Below are 18,788 nucleotides of genomic sequence, written 5' to 3'. Positions count from 1 at the left end.
GCTGTAACGTACTCATTGTCGGCAAAGCGCCCCATCGGCGTCTACAGGCGCTGACAGGTTGCTTATAATGCCGTGCAGGAACCAAAAGGTTCATTTCGACACCCCGCTTCGACGCCCTGGAGATCTCTTCCATGACTTCCCGCCATCAGGATGAAATGAAGCGCGCCGTGGCCCAGGCGGCCCTCGACGAGATTCGCGCGCAGCTCGACCGGCAAACCGTACTCGGCGTGGGCTCGGGTTCCACGGTCAACCATTTCATCGATCTGCTGGGCGATTACCGTCACTACTTTGATGGGGCCGTGGCCAGCTCGGAGGCGTCTGCCGAGCGGCTACGACGCAATGGCATCACGGTACTGGACCTCAACAGCGTCGGACCACTGCCGCTGTATATCGATGGTGCCGACGAGATCGACGATGATTTTTGCATGATCAAGGGGGGCGGCGCAGCGCTGACCCGGGAAAAGATCGTGGCCGCCTGCTCCGAGCATTTCATCTGTATTGCCGATCAGACCAAACGTGTCCCCCAGCTGGGCACCTTCCCTCTTCCCATCGAGGTGATCCCCATGGCGCGCTCACATGTTGCCCGCCAGACAGTTCTACTCGGTTTCGATCCGGTTTATCGGGAAGGCGTGATCACGGATAACGGCAATCAGATTCTCGATTTACACAGCCTCATGATTGAAGACCCGGGCGCCATGGAAACCCGACTCAATGACATCACTGGCCTGGTCACCAACGGCATTTTTGCTCATCGTGGTGCCGACACCCTGTTACTGGGGACCGAACTGGGCGTTGAACGTCATGTCAGGCTTTGAAGCCCGATAATGACAAGGATTGTTTCACGTGAAACAGGTTTGTCATCATGGCTAAGACTTATGCATGATAACCTGAGTTAACCGTTTCTCACGCTCGGCAACCCGTCGTAGTGGTCAACGGTTTCCGCGAATGCCAGCATTCAGCCTCTGTCAGGTAACCGGAACATGCCCAAGCCCGAACGTGCGAAAGGCTGTAGCGATGAACAGCCTGATTTCGATCAATCGGCCACTCCTGGCCCAGCGCATCATTGGGATATGCCTGTGCACCCTGGAAAGACTCCGCTCACATTACGCCTTCTCCAGCGCTTTGATTTCGGAGCCTTGTTCGGCATCGGTCATGCCAGTCGTGGCAGATCGGCCCCCGGCCCTCTCATCGATGCCCTGTGTCGGGCCCCGCTACCAGCCGAAGCACTGCGCATTCAGGCACGCGAGCAGGAAGTTCGCTTTCGGCTCGCCCCCTCGCCACACGCAACCCGGCGTACCGAAATTTCCGTCTGGCTCAATGTCGAGAACTGTCAGGTTTTCGTGGTGCGCTTTGATCGCCCGGTGGACGATCCCTGCGCCCCACCTACCCAGCAGACCATGTCTCTGAAGAAGATTCGGGCACAGCTTGAGCAGCACATTCGTATTCAGTGCCGTCATCACGGCTGGCAGCAGGTAGACGGCCGCTGAACGGCAGGTATCAGGAGGGCGGCTCAACGCCCTCCTCTTCCATCAGGTAAGCGAGACGCCTGGCTTCTATCAGCCGCGCCACATGACGCCGTGTCAGTGCCAGCGCGCCACGATGAGCATCCACGAGCGAGCGGGCTACAGTGCCCAGGCGCTCCCGCTCGGCCGGGTTGTCGAACAGTTCCAGCAGCACCCTGCCAAGGGCATGGCCATCGGCCACTTCCCGGCGGGCTTCCTCCACGACCAGGGCATCGGCGACCTCGCGCAGGCTTTCCAGACAGGGGCCGCTGAGTACCGGCACGCCCAGGGCCGCGGGCTCGAGCAGGTTGTGCCCACCCACATCCTCAAGCCAGCTGCCGCCCACAAAAGCCATGTCAGCGCAGGCATAAAGCAGCATCAGCTCACCCATGGTGTCACCCAGATAGACCTGCGTTTCAGGCCTGACACCCTCCTGTCGGGAGCGACGTACCGTGGTCATGGCCTCGGCCAGACACGTTTCGTATACGGTATCGAAGCGCTGCGGGTGACGCGGCACCAGAATCAGCAGCGCATCGGGAAGCTGACTCAGCACCTGGCGATGGGCTTCAAGGATGGCCTGCTCCTCCCCATCGTGAGTCGAAGCGGCAATCCAGACCGGTCGATCCCCCCAGGAGGCTCGCAGCGCCTCACCAGCGCCGAGCCGGGTTTCATCGATATCGAGATCGAATTTCAGTGCGCCGGTCACGGTCAGATTGCGCGCCTCCACGCCCAGCGTCCGAAAGCGTTTGGCATCCTCACCGGATTTGGCCCCCACCCAGACCAACCGACTCAGCGATTCGCGCATCAGGGCATCGAAGCGACGATAACGCCTGAAGGCTTTGGGCGTGATACGTCCATTGACCACGGCCAGCGGGGTACCGGCATCACTGGCAGCATGAATCAGATTGGGCCATAGCTCGGTATCCACAATCAGCCCCAGTTCCGGCTGTAACCGCTCGATGAAGCGGTGGGCAGCGCCGGGAAAATCCAGCGGCAGAAAGTGATGGGTCACCAGATCGGCAAACAGGGTCACCAGCTGTCTTGCGCCGGTGGCCGTCATGGTCGTCACCACCACCCGGTGTTCGGGATAATCATCAATCAGTGAACGGATCAGGCTACGGGCCGTGGTGACCTCACCCACCGAGGCAGCATGTACCCAGAGCACACGCTCCTCGCGATAGTCAGGGATGTGGCCGAGCCGTTCACGTCGCGAGCGTTCGGGTAACGATTCACGCCAGACCCGCTGCCAGATCAGCGGCATCAGCGCATAGAGTGTCGTGCTGTAAAGTCTGCGTCCCACGCGATCAGCGTTCCCGATCCAGAATGGTAGCAATCATGGCCGTGGTCGACACGCCATCCTCGAAGCCGAGCACTCGCACCTCGCCACCGGCGCGTCTTACGGCTTCTCCTCCGGCGATCTGTTCGGGCTGATAGTCACCGCCCTTGACCAGCACATCAGGCAGGACCGTTTCGATCAGCCGCTGTGGTGTGTCCTCGCTGAAGGCAACCACCCAGTCGACGGCCCGCAGGCCGGAGAGCACTGCCATACGACGCTCCAGCGGATTGATCGGCCGCCCGGCCCCCTTCAGTCGAGCCACCGAGGCATCATCATTGACCGCCACGATCAATCGATCGCCCAGTGCCGCAGCCTGCTCGAGATAGGCGACATGGCCGGCATGCAGGATATCGAAACAGCCATTGGTCATGACCACGCGTTCACCACGGGCCTGAGCGGCGCGCACCGCATCGATCAGGGCCCGCTCGCCGGTTATGCCGTACTCGGCCAGATGATCGCTCTGCAAGGCGCTGTAAAGCTCGGCTACGGAGAGTGTGGCAGTCCCCGGCTTGGCCACCACCAGCCCGGCGGCAAGGTTGGCCAGCACCACACCTTCGGCCAGGTCGTGCCCGGCTGCCAGCGCCAGGCCCAGTATCCCGATAACCGTATCGCCGGCACCGGTGACGTCATATACCTCGCGCGCTCGGGTGGGCAGATGCAGCGGCGAGCGGCCTTCCCTGATCAGGGTCATGCCCCGTTCGCTACGAGTCACCAGCAACGCTTCAAGCCCCAGCTCGAGACGCAGCTGCTCGCCCTTTGCTGCCAGTGTGTCATCATCCGGGCAGGGACCGACCACGGCTTCGAACTCGGCCAGATTGGGGGTGATAACACTGGCGCCACGATAACGGGTAAAATCGCGCCCCTTGGGATCAACCAGCACCCGACGTCCGGCGCGGCGCCCGGCGTCAATCAGCGCCTGCACCCGCGAGAGCGTGCCCTTGCCGTAATCGGAGACGATCATCAGCTCACTACCTTCGAGCTGACGCTCCACGCACGCCTCCAGTGGCGTGGTATCAACATCAGCCAGCGGCGATTCGAAATCGAGCCGGATCAGCTGCTGATTGCGGCTCATCACCCTCAGCTTGGTAATGGTGGGTACCGTCTCGCTGACCTGAAAATCGCTCTCGATGCCCACGACAGCGAGTCGCTCGCGCAGAATGGCCGCATTGTCGTCATTGCCCACCAGTCCGACCAGTCCGACCCGGGCCCCCAGGGCCGCGATATTGAGCGCCACGTTGGCCGCCCCGCCGGGTCGATCCTCGGTTTCATCCACCCGGACCACCGGCACCGGCGCCTCCGGAGAAATACGAGAGGTCGGCCCATGCCAGTAGCGATCAAGCATCACGTCACCCACCACCAGTACCCGAGCGCGCTCCAGCGCTGCAAGATCGAGCTTCATGAGCCAGCCTCCTGACGAGCATCATCAAGGGGTTCGGGGGCGTCCATCAGTCGATCGAGTGCACCGATTACATCCTCGAAGGTAATCAGTGACATGGCATCGGCATGACGAACCCGACTCCCCCAGACAATGGCCTCGGGGGATTTGTGCATGTAGGTACTTACCGCATCGGGGTAGCGGTTGACCACGTGTTGACGCCAGCAGTATGGCGCCGCCCGTTCGGGGTTGGTCGTGGCATAGAGGCCGACGACCGGCGTTCCCATGGCATTGGCCATGTGCACCGGGCCGGAATCGGGCGCAATAACCGCCGCCGCACGATCGATCAGGGCCAGCAGCCCCTTGAGCGAAGTGGCCCCAATGGCATCGACAGGTTCGGCGGTGCTGCAGTGACGCAGTATCTCGGCGCCCATTTCACGCTCCTGAGCGCTGCCTCCACCGGTCAACAGGGTCGTCAGACCATGCTGAGCCCACGCATGCTCGATGACGGCGGCATAGCCGGCGGCCGACCAGTTGCGGAAATTGCGCAGGCGAGGATTGGCACAGGGACTGATGACCAGCACGCGACGGCCATCAATCCACTGCTCGGCCTCGGCTACTGCCTCGGCGGGGAGCGGAATATCCCATTCAAGCCGGGTGTCCTCGACCCCCATGGCACGGGCAAAATCCATGAAGGATTCCAGTACATGGGCCCGTGGATGAGGGTCGAGCTGACGCTGGGTAAACAGGGTCTGCCAGTCCTTGGCGCGGGCCTGATCGAAGCCCAGCCGGACATTGGCGTGAAGACCCAGCGAGAGCATGCTGGCGCGAATCGATTGCTGCATGTGCAGCAGCGCATCGAAGCGCACATCGCGCAGCTCTCGCCAGATGCGGCGCATACCGGCCAGACCGGTGTCCTTGTCATACACCACGAACTCGACCCCGGAGAGGCCGGTCAGTAAACTGTGCTCCCCCCGGCCGATAATCCAGGTGATCCGCACCTGGGGCCATTGACGCTGTAGCGCACGCACGGCAGGAACCAGATTGCAGACATCACCCAGCGCGGACAGGCGCAGTATGCAAAGATGTGCCGGGTGGGCGGGCAGAGGATGCTTCATGCGGATGGCAACGTCCCGAAAAGCGAATGCGCACATTCTATATGACCCTGAATCGGCGCCACAAATGAACGCCGACTGGTTCCGGAGTGAATACTGGCGATACAGGGATGCCGTCACCGGTGAAGCCCCCGGCCGCGGCGCCAGCCTGTTCATTGCTCATGCGGGCCAGAACTGGGTACTACGCCACTATCGGCGTGGCGGTCTGATCGCTCATCTCTCGCGCCAGCGCTATTTCTGGCAGGGCGTGGAGCGCAGCCGCCCCTTTCGCGAGTGCTGTCTGACCGCCACGCTACACGATGCTCAACTGCCGGTCCCCCGGCCGATTGGCGCCTGTGTCTGGCGTTTCGGTGGACTGTATGAAGGGGCGCTGATGACCGAGCGCCTGATCGGCACCCAGGCTCTGGCCAGCGTGATCGATGCCCCTGACGTCAACCCGGCGTTGCTGGAGGTGACCGGGCGCGCCATTCGACGCTGTCACGCCGCCGGTCTCGACCATGTCGATCTCAATGCCCGCAACCTGCTCATCAGCGAGTCACCCGAGCCACAGGCATGGGTTATCGATCTTGATCGCTGTCGCCTGCGCGCACAAGGGCGCTGGCAGCAGCGCAATCTCGACCGCCTGCAGCGGTCATTACAACGTTTCGCTCCCGAGCGTGCCGACTCACTGATGGCCGGTATTCTCGAGGGATATCACGCTGAATTCTCCACGGCTACGCAACAGGTCTGAAGCTTCGCTCATGGCATCCACTACCTCGTCTTCGCGCACACCTCCCCGAACATCGCACGATTCGCGCAGCTTCCGGCTGCGCGCCAGTGCCTTCTTCACCCTGATCAATCTGGTCATTGTCTGGCTGGTGGCGCTGCGTTACCTGCCCTGGCTCAATGTGCCGGATACCGGACTGGGCTGGGTATTTCTGATCACCACCTGGCTGGGCCACTTCGGTATGCTGGCCATGCTCGGCTGGCTGCCGATGGGCCTGTTCAGTCTGTTCCTGCGCCGCCGCTGGATGATCTGGCCCGCCGCCGTGATCGCCACTGCCGGGCTGTGGGTGCTGGCACTGGATACCGTGGTATTTGCCCAGTACCGTTTTCATATCAACCGCTTCATGCTGGCGATGTTCCTGCATGACAGCAATGGCGACACCTTCAGCTTCTCGCTGTACTCCTGGCTGATTGCCATTGGTGTCGGCGTCGGCCTTGCACTGATCGAGCTATGGCTTGCCTGGCGACTCTTTGCCCGCGCTCGCGAGGTACGCTTCCCGGTCTGGAAGAGTTTTATCGTGCTGCTGGTAATGGCCATCGCCAGTCATGTCATTCATCTCATTGGTGACGCACGCTACGACCGCTCGGTGACCCAGCAGACCAGCATCTATCCGCTTTTCTACCCTGCGACGGCCAAGGGATTCATGGAGAAGCACGGCTGGCTGGACCCGCGCGCCGCCCGCGAGCAGGGCCTGAAGATGGATGGCCATCATGACAACGCCAATCTCGACTGGCCGAAGGCACCACTGAATTGTTCGCCGGGGCCGGATGCGCCCAATGTACTGATCGTGCTACTCGACTCCTGGCGCTTCGATGAGCTCGATGACAAAACAACTCCCAACATGTTCTCGGTCGCGCGTGATGGCGCTCGCTTTACTCATCACTACAGTGGCGGCAACGGCACCCGCACCGGCACATTCAGTCTGCTCTACGGGCTTTCGGGCAACTACTGGCAGTTCATGGAGAACTCCCAGACACCCAGCCTGCTGATCCGCACCCTGCAACAACACGACTATCCGCTGGGTATTTTCTCTTCTGCCAGTCTCGATGGCGTCGGCCTTGATCGCACCGCCTTCGCCTCGGTGCCCGATCTGCGCCTGCGTACTCATGAAGGCGCCACACCGGCCGCCCGCGATGCCAACATGACCAAAGACTGGCTGAACTGGCAACAGCAGCGTCGCCAGACCCGGCCTGACAAGCCCTGGTTCGGCTTCCTGTTCTACGATGCCCCCCATGGCTATAGCGTACCGCAGGATGCCGATATGCCCTGGCAGCCTTCGGCCCGGGAAATGGAGTATGCACGTCTGGGTCCGGACACCGACCCGATCCCGATTCGCAATCTGCACCGCAATGCTGCCCACTATGATGACCGCCTGATCGGCAAGGTCATCGCGGATCTCAAGGCGCACGGAGAGTGGGACAATACGATCGTGGTCTTCACTTCCGATCATGGTCAGGAGTTCAACGACTCAGGACACAACTACTGGGGCCACAACAGCAACTTCACTCGCTGGCAGACCGGAGTCCCGCTGGTGATCCACGGCCCGGGGGTGCCTGACGAAGTCCACAACGGTCGGACCAGCCATTTCAGCCTGGCGCCAACCCTGATGACGCATGCCCTGAACTGCAGCAACCCACCAGGCGACTACAGTCTCGGTCAGGATCTGCTGGGTCAGAATATCGACCGTAACTGGGTCGAGGCCGGCAGCTATACCGAGTACGGGATCATCGAATCGGATCGCATTACCGAGATCGATCAGAGCGGGGACTGGACCGTCTATGATCGGCAGATGAACCCGCTGCCCGAGCAGGATTTCTCGCCGGCGGTTTTTGATGCCGTTCAGTCCATGAAACGGTTCTTCCGATGAGACGCCGCTCATGAACGACACTCCAAAAACCACCCTGCCGATCAGCGGGGTGGTCATCACGCTTGATGAAGCCGACAACATCGAGGGCTGTCTGACCTCGCTGTCACAGGTCTGCAGTGAACTGATCGTGGTCGACTCCGGCTCGTCGGACGATACCTGCGAGCGCGCCCGGGCGATGGGCGCTCGGGTGATCCATCAGCCCTACCTCGGTGACGGCCTGCAGAAAAATGTGGGTCCTCGTCATGCTGCCCATCGCTGGGTACTTTCGCTGGACGCTGACGAACGACTCACCGAGCAGGCCGTCAGCGTCATCAGGGCACTCGTTCTTGCCGAAGACGGGCCGGACGGCTATGCCCTGCGTCGCCGCAACTTCATCGGTTCGCGCTGGGTCAGGGCCTGTGGCTGGTACCCGGATTACTGCATCCGCCTGTTTGATCGTGATCGCACCGCCTTTTCCGAAACCCGGCAGCACGCTTCGGTCCAGGCAGGACAGGCAGTCCACCTTGACGCCGATCTGGAACACTACTCCTTTGCCAATCTTGGCGAACTGTTTACCAAGGCCAGCGGTCGTTTCTCCAATCGTGCCGCCAAGATCATGTATCTCAAGGGAAAGAAAGTGAACGCTTGCTCACCCTGGTTGCATGGTAGTAACGCCTTCGTACGCAAGTACCTCTTTCAGCGCGGGTTCACTGCCGGCGTTGATGGGCTGTCGGTGGCGCTGTCGGCGGCACTCAATGCCTATCTGAAATATGCCAAGCTGCTGGAGTTTCAGCGCGACGCAAAGGTCCGGGACGCCGAGGATTTCGATCGCATCTGGTAACATGCGGCACTGCCTGCGCCGCTTACAGCCACTGCAGACAAGGTGAGTACTCACTTGCATATTCGACACGTCAATCTCGCTCGGGGGTTTCGCGGGGGCGAACGCCAGACCGTGCTGCTGATCCTTGCACTGGCCGCCCATGGCATCGAGCAGAGTCTGGTCTGCCGGCCTGACTCGCCCATGCGCGAAGAGCTGAACGGTTTGCAAACACTCACTTTCATTTCTACGACCCACCCTCTGGCCGGCCACTTTTGCGGGCGACGTGCCGACCTGGTACATGCCCATGAGGCCCGGGCGGTGCACTGGGCCTGGCTGCATCGTCAGCTGCGACGGACCCCCTATCTGCTCACCCGCAGGGTGCCTCAACCGGTACGCGACAAGCCCTTCAATCGCCGTACCTATGGCGATGCCGCGACAGCGGTGGCGATCTCTTCCCCGATCGAAAGCCATCTGCGTGAACGCCACTGGTGCCCGGTCGAGCGTATTCCCAGCGCCCTCTCCCACCTGCCGCGCCATGCCGTTATCGGTGAGACGCTGCAGGAGCGTTTCAGCGGCCGCTTCGTGGTCGGTCATGTCGGCGCACTGGTCGATCGCCACAAGGGGCAGCGCCTGATCATCGAGGCTGCCCGACAACTGCGCCATGAGCATCCTGATCTGCTGTTCGTTCTGCTCGGAGAGGGCGAGGATGGTGAAGCACTGCGCGAGGAGAGTCGCGATCTCGACAATGTGCTCTGGGAGGGGTTTCAGCCTCACGTGGGCGACTATCTGGCCGCCTTCGATCTGTTTGTCTTTCCTTCACGCAACGAAGGTCTGGGCTCGACCCTGCTCGATGCCATGGATGCTGGCGTGCCGATCATCGCCAGCCGGGTCGATGGCATCCCCGATATCGTTATCGATGGCCGCAGCGGCGTCCTGATTCCCCCCGATGATGCCCGCGCCCTGAGCGAGGCCATCGTGGACCTGCGCCATGATCCGGCGCGCCGCACCCGACTGGTGGGCGGTGCCCGGCAGCGATTGGCCGAATTCACGCCCGAAGCGATGGGTGAGACCTACCTGACGCTGTATCAACGGCTGCTCGCAAAAGCCTGATTGGCGTACCCGCCATTGCATGGGCGGTGTCGCAGCCGACAGGGGCCGGTGAACATGGCATCATGCGCCCACGCAATCATGGCCAGTACGATCAGAAGGAGCACCCCATGGGCAGGATCAGAGTCGGCGTTATCTTCGGCGGCAAGTCGGCCGAGCACGAAGTATCCCTGCAGTCGGCCCGCAATATCGTCGATGCACTCGACCGGGAACGCTTCGAGGTCACCCTGATCGGTATCGACAAACAGGGACAGTGGCACATCAACGAGGCCTCGGATTTCCTGCTCAATGCCGATGATCCGGCGCGCATTGCCCTCAATCGTTCACAGCGCGACGTCGCCCTGGTACCGGGTCGCGAACGTGAGCAGCTGATCGAACCCGAACGGGCCACCCACCTCAATCAGCTCGATGTCATTTTTCCCATCGTCCACGGCACCCTGGGCGAGGATGGCTCACTGCAGGGGCTGCTGCGAACGGCCAATCTGCCCTTTGTCGGCTCCGGCGTGCTCGGCTCTGCCGTGGGCATGGACAAGGACATGACCAAGCGCCTGCTGCGTGATGCCGGGCTTAACGTGGCGCCTTTCGCAACCTTTCATCGCCATGATGTCGAGCGTGCCGACTTCGACGCCCTCGCCGCCCGGCTGGGTACCCCTCTGTTCGTCAAGCCGGCCAATCAGGGCTCTTCGGTAGGCGTGAGTCGGGTCGATGACGCCGCAGGCCTTGCGCAGGCACTCGAACTGGCCCTGTCGTTCGATCACAAGGTACTGGTCGAAGCGGCGGTGCAGGGTCGAGAGATCGAATGCGCCATTCTCGGCAACGAGACGCCCGAGGCGAGCGTCTGCGGCGAAATCGTGGTCAGCGGCGACAGCTTCTACTCCTACGACACCAAGTACATCAGCGATGATGGCGCTACCATCGCCGTGCCGGCAGATATCGATCAGGCGAGCAGTGACGAGATTCGCCGGGTCGCGGTGCGCGCCTTTCAAACGCTGGAGTGCGCCGGGCTGGCACGCGTGGATGTCTTTCTTACGCCACAGGGGCAGGTGGTCGTCAATGAGGTCAACACCCTGCCCGGCTTCACCCGCATCAGCATGTATCCCAAGCTGTGGCAGGCCAGCGGTCTGAGTTATTCGGCACTGGTCGGGCGACTGATCGATCTGGCGCTGGCGCGTCACGGTCAGGACATGCAGCTGAAAAGCTCACGCCACGACGACTGATCCGACGACATGGCCGTCCCTGATGGGTTCGGCCATGCCACGTATGTCAGGACTCGGACGATAAGCGAGCAATCACTCTGGCAGGGTCCAGCTGATTAAGACAGTTGGTGTGCCCCAGCGGACAGGTGCGCTCGAAGCAGGGCGAGCAGGAGAGTTCCAGCCAGTGGATATCGGCCCGCCCGGTCAGTGGCGGCGTATAGCGTGGGCTGGAAGAGCCGTAGATGGCCTGTAAGTGAGTACCCACCGCGGCGGCGACATGCATCAGGCCGGAATCGTTGGTCACTACCTGTTCACAGCAGCCCAGCAGATCCACGGCATCCGCCAGCGTGGTCCGACCACAGAGATTGACCACCCCCGCGAGGCGCTCACTGATGGTGTCACCCGCCGGGCGATCCTTTGGCCCCCCCAGCACGACCACCTGATAGCCACGATCCACCATCTGCTGCGCCACACGGCGAAAGTAAGCAAGCGGCCACTGCTTGGCAGGACCATACTCCGCACCAGGCATCAGCCCGATCAGGGGCTGGTGCAGCTCATGCTCGCTCAGCAACCGGCGCTGACTATCGGCATTCAGCGTCAGCTGCGGATGCGGCACCTGGGGCAGTGGTGCGGACTCGTCAGCGGGGACGCCCAGCGCGACGAAACGCTTGACGGTCTGATCGAGCACGTCCCGATTGCGCTGCCGACGGTCGTTGAGCAGCACATAACGCTGCTCGCCGGTAAACCCGGTGCGGTGTGGCACACCGGCAGCAAAGGGCACCAGCGCCGACTTCCAGGACCGGGGCAGGACAATGGCACGATCATACTGCCCCTGCAGCGAGCGCCCCAGCCGCCAGCGGGAGAGCAGATCGACATCGCCATGACCGACATCGAGGGTAATGGACCGGCGCACTTCGGGCATGCGCTCGAGAATCGGCGTCGACCATTTCGGCCCGATGACATCGATCACCGCTTCGGGATCACGCCGGCGCAGGACCATGAACAGGCTCTGCGCCATCACCATATCGCCGACCCAGGCGGGTCCAACAACCAGAATACGTTCGCCACGTACTGCCGAGGGAGAGAGAATACCCGCCTCACCCATGATCAGCGCGCGTCAGCCACTGCAGGTATTCGGTGACGCCGGTATGCACCGTGCGAAACTCACGCTCGTAGCCGATGGCCCTCAGCCGGCTGATATCGGCTCGGGTAAAGCTCTGATAACGCCCCTTGAGGTGCTCGGGGAAATCGATGTAATCCACCTGGCCTCGGCCATAAAACTCGATGACCGCATCGGCAATCGCCTGAAAGGGTTCAGCGCGCCCGGTCCCCAGGTTGAAGATGCCCGAGCACTCGGGATGTTCGAGAAACCACAGATTGACATCGACCACGTCATCAACGTGGATAAAGTCACGGCTCTGCATGCCGGCCTCATAGCCCTCGTGAGCGCCGAACAACTTCGGATTCTGGCCACGTTCCATCTGGCTGTAATGGTGGTAGGCAACGCTGGCCATGCTGTCCTTGTGCTGCTCACGCGGGCCGTAAACGTTGAAGTAGCGGAAACCGGCCACCTGGGTAGTCAGCCGGTCCCAGCGCGCACGAACGTGCTGATCGAAGGCCAGCTTGGAGTACCCGTAAACGTTGAGCGGTCGCTCGTGTTCCGGAGCCTCGCTGAACACGTCACTGCCACCATAAACGGCCGCCGACGAGGCATACAGGAAGGGAATCTGATGGGCCTGGCAGTAATCGAGCAACACCTTCGAGTATTCGAAGTTGTTGGCCATCATGTAACGACCATCCCACTCGGTGGTATCCGAACAGGCCCCCTCGTGGAAGATCGCCTCGATGGCCGGTAGCCGCGACTCGTGGCGTATCCGGGTCAGGAAATCATCCTTGTCGAGATAATCGGCAATCCGGCAGTCGGCAAGATTGACGAAGCGACGTCCGTCGGACAGGTCATCGACGACCATGATGTCACTGCGGCCGCGCTCGTTGAGTGCCCTGACGATATTGGCGCCGATGAAACCGGCACCCCCTGTGACCACGATCATTGATACTCTCCTGCAACTGCCGTATCCGAAAGGCCGCCAATGGCGGAGCGACACAGCGTAACACCGCCGATGCGGCACACGCTGCCCCGGCCCGCGGGCGCACTGACACCGGCTGCGGCCCTATAACCCAATGGTCGCTGATTGTATACTTGCCGGTCGATGAATTCATGGGCCAACGGTACCTTTCGATGACTGCTCAAGCGACGACCGCGTCGACGCCCGACGTGAGCACCTTTCAGGGCCTGATTCTCGCCCTTCAGCAGTACTGGGCCGAGCAGGGATGCGTGATCATGCAGCCGCTCGACATGGAGGTCGGCGCCGGTACCTTTCACCCTGCCACCTTCCTGCGCTCGATCGGCCCGGAAAGCTGGAATGCCGCCTACGTGCAGCCATCGCGCCGCCCGACCGACGGCCGCTATGGCGAGAATCCCAACCGGCTGCAGCACTACTATCAGTTCCAGGTAGTGATGAAGCCCTCCCCCGAGAATCTGCAGGCGCTCTATCTGGGGTCGCTCGAACGACTCGGGCTGGACCTGCTGGTTCACGATGTACGCTTTGTCGAGGATAACTGGGAATCTCCCACCCTTGGTGCCTGGGGGCTGGGCTGGGAGGTCTGGCTCAACGGCATGGAAGTCACCCAGTTCACCTACTTTCAGCAGGCCGGCGGCATCGAGTGCTATCCGGTCATGGGCGAGCTGACCTACGGACTGGAACGCATCGCCATGTACCTGCAGAACGTCGACAGTGTCTACGATCTGATCTGGGCGCGCGGGCCGGACGGTAGCGAAGTGACCTATGGCGATGTCTATCTGCAGAATGAACGCGAACAGTCCGCCTACAATTTCGAGCACGCTGATGTGCCCACGTTGCTGGCCGACTTCGAGCATTGCGAGCGTGACTGCGCCACCCTGCTGGAAGCGGGGCTGCCGCTGCCGGCCTATGAGAAGGTGCTGAAGGCATCCCACACCTTCAACCTGCTCGATGCCCGCCATGCCATTTCGGTGACCGAGCGCGCCCGCTACATCCTGCGTGTGCGCACCCTCGCCCGCAACGTGGCTCAGGCCTACTACGCCTCGCGTGAGGCCGCCGGTTTCCCCATGGCGCCCGAAGCGCTGCGCAATGAACTGATCGGTCAGAAGGAAGCGAGCTGATGGCAGCCGACAATACCCTGCTGGTAGAACTGGGCTGCGAAGAGCTGCCCCCGGAAGCCCTGGCGCCGCTGGCCGATGCGCTCGCCAGTGGTCTGCGCCAGGGGCTGATCGAGGCCGACATCAGCTTCGGTGAGATTCACCCCCACGCCACCCCACGCCGCCTGGCCGTGACCATTACCCACCTGGCCGATCGCCAGCCCGATCGCGATATCGAACGTCTCGGCCCGGCCGTCAGTGCGGCTTTCGATGCCGAGGGGCAGCCCACCAGGGCTGCCACCGGCTTTGCCCGCTCGCTGGGCCTCGAGGTTGATCAGCTCAGCCATATCGAGAGCGACAAGGGGCTACGACTGGGGCATCGCTTTACCCAGGCAGGCGAAATGACCGCGGCCCTGCTGCCTGCCATGGTACGTAGCGCCGTGGATAGCCTGCCGGTGCCCAAACGCATGCGCTGGGGCGCTTCCCGGGTCGAATTCTCACGGCCGGTGCACTGGCTGGTGCTGCTTTATGGCAACGACGTCATCGACGCCGAAGTGCTGGGTGTGAAGGCCGACCGCTTCACCCGTGGCCATCGGTTCCATCATCCGGACCCGATCGAGCTCGCTCACGCCGATGACTACCTTGCTCGCCTGGAATCCCCGGGCCGGGTCATCGCCGATCTGCCACGACGGCGCAACATGATTCTCGAGCAGGTCCGTGCCGAGGCCGCCCTGCTGGATGCCACAGCCGTGGTCGACGAAGCCCTGCTCGATGAAGTCACCGGCCTGGTGGAATGGCCGGTCGCACTCACCGGTCGCTTCGATGAGCGCTTTCTCGAAGTGCCGGCGGAATGCCTGATCTCGTCGATGAAAGGCAATCAGAAATACTTCCACCTGCTGGGCGACAACGACCAGCTGCTGCCGGCCTTCATCACCATCGCCAACCTCGAAAGCCATGACCCGCAACAGGTCATCGAGGGCAATGAGCGCGTGATCCGCCCCCGGCTGGCCGATGCCGCCTTTTTCTTCGAGACCGACCGCAAGCAGCGTCTCGACGAGCGTTTCGAGGCGCTCGAACAGGTGGTCTTTCAGCAGCAGCTGGGCACCCTGGCCGACAAGACCCGGCGCGTGACCGAGCTGGCTGCGACCATTGCCGAGCAGAGCGGACTCGATATCGAGCAGAGTCGCCGTGCGGCCCATCTCGCCAAGTGCGATCTGGTCACTGAAATGGTGCTGGAGTTCCCTGAACTACAGGGCATCATGGGAGCACATTACGCTCGTTTTGATGGCGAACCGGAAGCCGTCGCCCGGGCACTGCACCAGCAGTACCTGCCACGCTTCGCCGGGGACGAGATTCCCGAGCAGGGCCCCGCCCTGGCCGTGGCACTGGCCGATCGACTGGACACCCTGACCGGTATCTTCGGCATCGGCCAGAAACCTTCGGGTACCCGTGACCCGTTTGCCCTGCGCCGCGCAGCCATCGGCGTGCTGTCCATCCTGATCGGTGCCCGGCTCGATCTCGATCTGCGTCAGTTGCTGAGTGCGGCCGCTCATCGGCATGCCGTCATCGAGCATCCTGAGCAGGTGGTCGAGGAAGTACTCGATTACATGCTTGATCGCTTCCGCGCCTGGGCCGACAGTGAAGGCATGGCCACCGAGACCTATCTGGCCGTGCGCGCTCGACCGGTCACCCGACCGTTTGACTTCGAGCGCCGTCTGCGTGCGGTGCATCTCTTCACCCATCGGCCCGAGGCTCAGGCACTGGCCGCCGCCAACAAGCGTGTGGCCAATATCCTCGCCCGTCAGAGCGACGATATCCCTGATGCCATCGATGCTTCCCGGCTGGTCGATGACGCCGAACGCGCTCTGTTCGAGGCACTTGAAGGCAGACAGCAGGAAACGGCGCCACTGATCGAAGCTCAGCAGTATCAGCAGGCGCTGGATTCGCTGGCGGGACTCAAGGAACCGGTCGACACTTTCTTCGATCAGGTCATGGTGATGAGTGATGACGAAGCGCTGCGACGCAATCGACTGGCCCTGCTGGCCCGTTTGCAGGCGCTTTTCCTTGCCGTTGCCGACATTTCACTGCTGGATGTCTCATGAGCCGCGTACCGCTTCTACAGTTCCGCACTGCCACGTCGGAGGATATTCCGGCGCTGGTTGAGCTGGTCACCACCGCCTACCGGGGAGAGGCCAGTCGAGCCGGCTGGACCACCGAGGCCGATCTGCTCGATGGCACGCGTATCGTGCCGGAAGTACTCGCCGACGATCTCGCCCGGCCTGATAGCCGGGTTTTGATCGGCGAGGATCGCAGCAGCGGCGAGCTGGTCGCCTGTGCGCATCTGGAGGCCGTCGAGAAGGCTGCCTATTTCGGCATGTTTGCCGTGCTTCCCGACTGCCAGGGCGCCGGTGCAGGGCGCGCCCTGCTGGCCGAGGCCGAGCGTGTCAGTCGTGATGAACTGAAGCGGCACCGTATCCGCATGACCGTCATCGATGTACGCCATGAGCTGATTGCCTGGTATGAGCGGCGTGGCTACCGAAAGACCGGCGAAAGCCATCCCTTCCCCTACGGTGACACGCGCTTTGGTACACCGAAACGCGATGACCTGCAGTTCACGGTGCTGGAAAAAACGCTTTCCGGCGATTGAGTTGAGGTCACAAGCGGTTGTTTCATGTGAAACAACTGCTTGTCACGCCACGTCCTTTTGCCATATGTCCTATCCTTCCCTGACTGACAGGGCGTCCTGCCTGCAATGGTACGGCGTCTCATTTCATGGCAAGGAGCAGGCATGGCAGAACACATGAAGGCACTCATTGCCGGCGCCAGCGGCATTATCGGTCACGGCGCAGCCCGGGAGCTTGAAGCCTACGGAGCTGATGTCAGAGGGCTTGCCCGGCATGACATCGAAGGCATGACCACCATTCGGGCCGATCTGACTGATGCCGAGGCAACGGCACGCGTCATTGCCGAACAGGCGGCTGACACGACTCATCTCTTTTATGCCGCCCTCTCCCCGGATGGGAATCTCTCCGTCGAGGCCGAGCGTAATGGGCAGATGCTGGCCAATCTGCTCGACGCCCTCGAAGCGGCCGGAGCGCCACTCGAGCGTGTGGTGATCTATCAGGGTTTCAAGATCTACGGCATTCATCTTGGTGCCGATGTGCCGACCCCTGCCCGGGAGAGCGACCCGGGGCATATGCCACCCAACATCTACCAGGCGCAGGAAACACAATTGGCCGCGCGTGCCGAGCGCGCCAGCTGGGATTATGTGGCACTGCGCCCCGATGTGATGGTTGATGGCCATGTCCATGGCAACCCCATGAATATTGCGCTGGTCATCGGCGTGTTTGCTGCCATCTCGAAGGAGCTCGGCATTCCGCTGCGCTTTCCTGGTAGCGAGCGTGCCTACCGGGTGCTGATGCAGTTCACCGATGCGGGGCTGCTGGGGCGGGCCAGTGTCTGGGCGGCTACCACCCCGAATATTGCCGGTCAAGCCTATAACATCACCAACGGCGATGTGTTTCGCTGGGAGCGGCTCTGGCAGGACGTGGCCGGGCATCTGGGTATGGAGACGGCCTCACCGGTACCGCTTGATCTGCCGACTCACATGGCTGACAAGGGTGAGGTGTGGCGCCGTCTGGCCGAGCGACATGATCTCGTCGAACCCGATCTGGAACGCCTGGTCGGCTGGGGTTTCGGCAATTTCGTTTTCAATACCGAGACGGATGTCATCTCCGACGTCAACAAGATACATCAGGCCGGATTCGGTGAAACGCTGCCGGCTGGTGATACCCTGCTTCAGGCGCTGGACGACCTGCGAGCCAATCGCATCATTCCGTGATCACTCTTTGATCGATGTTTCACGTGAAACATTCCCCGGGGCCATGGCGCCCCGGTTGCTCCACCCCAGACCGCACCTTACACTTGAAACTTGCACCCGATGGGACAGGCATAATGAGCGAAGGACTGGTCATTCTTGATCGCGATGGCGTCATCAATGAGGATTCGGAGGTTTTCATTCGCTCTCCCGAGCAGTGGGTGGCCTTTCCTCAGGCACTGGAAGCGATCGCTCTGCTGCATCAGGCAGGCTGGCAGGTCGCCGTAGCGACCAACCAGTCAGGCATTGCTCGTGGCTACTTTGACGAGTCCGTACTGACGGCCATGCATGACAAGATGTGTCGTGAGGTACGAGCCCGCGGCGGCGAGCTGGTCCATGTGGCCTGGTGTCCCCATGGCCCGGATGATGCCAGCGACAGCCGCAAGCCTCGACCCGGCATGCTCTTCGAGATTCGCGATACGCTTGGATTATCATCACTCGATGGCGCCTGGATGGTCGGTGATAGTCTCCGTGACCTTCAGGCGGGTCGTAACGCCGGCTGTCGCGTGGCTCTGGTACTGACCGGCAAGGGACGCATTACCCTGAGCGATCTCGAACAGGTGGAGCGTCCCGAAGACGTGGTTGTGGCCGATTCCCTGCTCGATTTTGCGCGCCGACTGCTGGCCGGCGAACTGCGCAATGTTGCGCCCTGACCCTCGCACCCTCCCCT

General features: G+C 62.0%; 17 protein-coding genes. 12 read left to right on the top strand and 5 right to left on the bottom strand.

The features are described from left to right. The first annotated feature begins 131 nt into the window (after positions 1 to 131). Together rpiA and FY550_RS00190 are read left to right on the top strand one after the other, a co-directional pair. Positions 132 to 815 carry a ribose-5-phosphate isomerase RpiA gene (gene rpiA / locus FY550_RS00195; protein WP_070980320.1) on the top strand — a complete coding sequence of 228 codons (684 nt, stop codon included), beginning with the start codon at positions 132 to 134 and terminating at the stop codon, positions 813 to 815. Positions 816 to 1,136: 321 nt separating this feature from the next. Then, positions 1,137 to 1,487 (top strand): hypothetical protein, encoded by a 351-nt coding sequence (locus tag FY550_RS00190; RefSeq protein ID WP_139148731.1) that lies wholly within the window; start codon positions 1,137 to 1,139, stop codon positions 1,485 to 1,487. 10 nt (positions 1,488 to 1,497) lie between these two features. Here FY550_RS00190 and waaA read toward each other — a convergent pair whose 3' ends face one another. From waaA to FY550_RS00175, 3 genes are read right to left on the bottom strand one after another with little or no spacing between them, the layout of a single operon-like run. Continuing rightward, on the bottom strand, positions 1,498 to 2,802 hold the full coding sequence (waaA, locus tag FY550_RS00185; protein ID WP_233350238.1) for a lipid IV(A) 3-deoxy-D-manno-octulosonic acid transferase: 1,305 nt from the start codon (positions 2,800 to 2,802) through the stop codon (positions 1,498 to 1,500). A gap of 4 nt (positions 2,803 to 2,806) precedes the next feature. After that, a complete protein-coding gene (gene hldE / locus FY550_RS00180) occupies positions 2,807 to 4,237 on the bottom strand; it encodes a bifunctional D-glycero-beta-D-manno-heptose-7-phosphate kinase/D-glycero-beta-D-manno-heptose 1-phosphate adenylyltransferase HldE (RefSeq protein WP_149054271.1) in 1,431 nt (476 codons plus the stop codon). Beyond that, positions 4,234 to 5,331, bottom strand: coding sequence for a glycosyltransferase family 9 protein (locus tag FY550_RS00175; RefSeq protein WP_149054270.1), 1,098 nt, complete (start codon positions 5,329 to 5,331; stop codon positions 4,234 to 4,236). Before FY550_RS00175 ends, hldE begins: the two co-directional genes overlap by 4 nt. On the opposite strand from FY550_RS00175, the gene FY550_RS00170 reads away from it, so the two are divergent. The 5 genes from FY550_RS00170 (at position 5,291) to ddlA (ending at position 11,084) form a co-directional block, all read left to right on the top strand. Beyond that, positions 5,291 to 6,058 carry a 3-deoxy-D-manno-octulosonic acid kinase gene (locus FY550_RS00170; RefSeq protein ID WP_325062970.1) on the top strand — a complete coding sequence of 256 codons (768 nt, stop codon included), beginning with the start codon at positions 5,291 to 5,293 and terminating at the stop codon, positions 6,056 to 6,058. The genes FY550_RS00175 and FY550_RS00170 overlap by 41 nt on opposite strands. Before the next feature lie 10 nt (positions 6,059 to 6,068). Next, positions 6,069 to 7,961: a DUF3413 domain-containing protein gene (locus FY550_RS00165; protein ID WP_084388209.1), complete on the top strand. Its 1,893-nt coding sequence runs from the start codon at positions 6,069 to 6,071 to the stop codon at positions 7,959 to 7,961. A 10-nt stretch (positions 7,962 to 7,971) separates the two neighbouring features. Continuing rightward, on the top strand, positions 7,972 to 8,781 hold the full coding sequence (locus FY550_RS00160; RefSeq protein ID WP_070980313.1) for a glycosyltransferase family 2 protein: 810 nt from the start codon (positions 7,972 to 7,974) through the stop codon (positions 8,779 to 8,781). 54 nt (positions 8,782 to 8,835) lie between these two features. Beyond that, complete coding sequence (locus tag FY550_RS00155) at positions 8,836 to 9,870, top strand: glycosyltransferase family 4 protein (RefSeq protein ID WP_149054678.1); 1,035 nt, start codon at positions 8,836 to 8,838, stop codon at positions 9,868 to 9,870. A 107-nt stretch (positions 9,871 to 9,977) separates the two neighbouring features. Next, positions 9,978 to 11,084 carry a D-alanine--D-alanine ligase gene (gene ddlA, locus FY550_RS00150; RefSeq protein WP_070980480.1) on the top strand — a complete coding sequence of 369 codons (1,107 nt, stop codon included), beginning with the start codon at positions 9,978 to 9,980 and terminating at the stop codon, positions 11,082 to 11,084. 46 nt (positions 11,085 to 11,130) lie between these two features. Here the strand turns inward: ddlA and waaF are convergent, their stop codons facing one another. Both waaF and rfaD read right to left on the bottom strand, forming a co-directional pair. After that, positions 11,131 to 12,168, bottom strand: coding sequence for a lipopolysaccharide heptosyltransferase II (gene waaF, locus FY550_RS00145; RefSeq protein WP_149054269.1), 1,038 nt, complete (start codon positions 12,166 to 12,168; stop codon positions 11,131 to 11,133). After that, the gene (rfaD, locus tag FY550_RS00140) at positions 12,161 to 13,114 is read right to left on the bottom strand and encodes an ADP-glyceromanno-heptose 6-epimerase (protein ID WP_070980311.1); all 954 of its coding nucleotides are present in this window, start codon (positions 13,112 to 13,114) and stop codon (positions 12,161 to 12,163) included. The genes waaF and rfaD overlap by 8 nt, the downstream gene beginning before the upstream one ends. A gap of 188 nt (positions 13,115 to 13,302) precedes the next feature. Between rfaD and glyQ the strand changes: the two genes are divergently transcribed. The 5 genes from glyQ (at position 13,303) to gmhB (ending at position 18,771) form a co-directional block, all read left to right on the top strand. Beyond that, complete coding sequence (gene glyQ, locus FY550_RS00135) at positions 13,303 to 14,265, top strand: glycine--tRNA ligase subunit alpha (protein WP_149054268.1); 963 nt, start codon at positions 13,303 to 13,305, stop codon at positions 14,263 to 14,265. Next, a complete protein-coding gene (gene glyS / locus FY550_RS00130) occupies positions 14,265 to 16,343 on the top strand; it encodes a glycine--tRNA ligase subunit beta (RefSeq protein WP_070980309.1) in 2,079 nt (692 codons plus the stop codon). Before glyQ ends, glyS begins: the two co-directional genes overlap by 1 nt. Next, positions 16,340 to 16,888, top strand: a complete 549-nt coding sequence (locus FY550_RS00125; protein WP_070980306.1) for a GNAT family N-acetyltransferase — start codon at positions 16,340 to 16,342, stop codon at positions 16,886 to 16,888. Before glyS ends, FY550_RS00125 begins: the two co-directional genes overlap by 4 nt. A 141-nt stretch (positions 16,889 to 17,029) precedes the next feature. After that, a complete protein-coding gene (locus FY550_RS00120; protein WP_070980304.1) occupies positions 17,030 to 18,082 on the top strand; it encodes an SDR family oxidoreductase in 1,053 nt (350 codons plus the stop codon). 113 nt (positions 18,083 to 18,195) lie between these two features. Next, positions 18,196 to 18,771 (top strand): D-glycero-beta-D-manno-heptose 1,7-bisphosphate 7-phosphatase, encoded by a 576-nt coding sequence (gene gmhB / locus FY550_RS00115; protein WP_070980302.1) that lies wholly within the window; start codon positions 18,196 to 18,198, stop codon positions 18,769 to 18,771. The last annotated feature ends 17 nt before the right edge of the window (positions 18,772 to 18,788 follow it).

The sequence above is a fragment of the Kushneria phosphatilytica genome, from assembly GCF_008247605.1.
In the GTDB taxonomy this organism is placed as follows: Bacteria; Pseudomonadota; Gammaproteobacteria; order Pseudomonadales; family Halomonadaceae; genus Kushneria; species Kushneria phosphatilytica.
The sequence above is the reverse complement of the archived record's forward strand: the minus strand, read 5'-3'. Positions and strand labels throughout refer to the sequence as shown.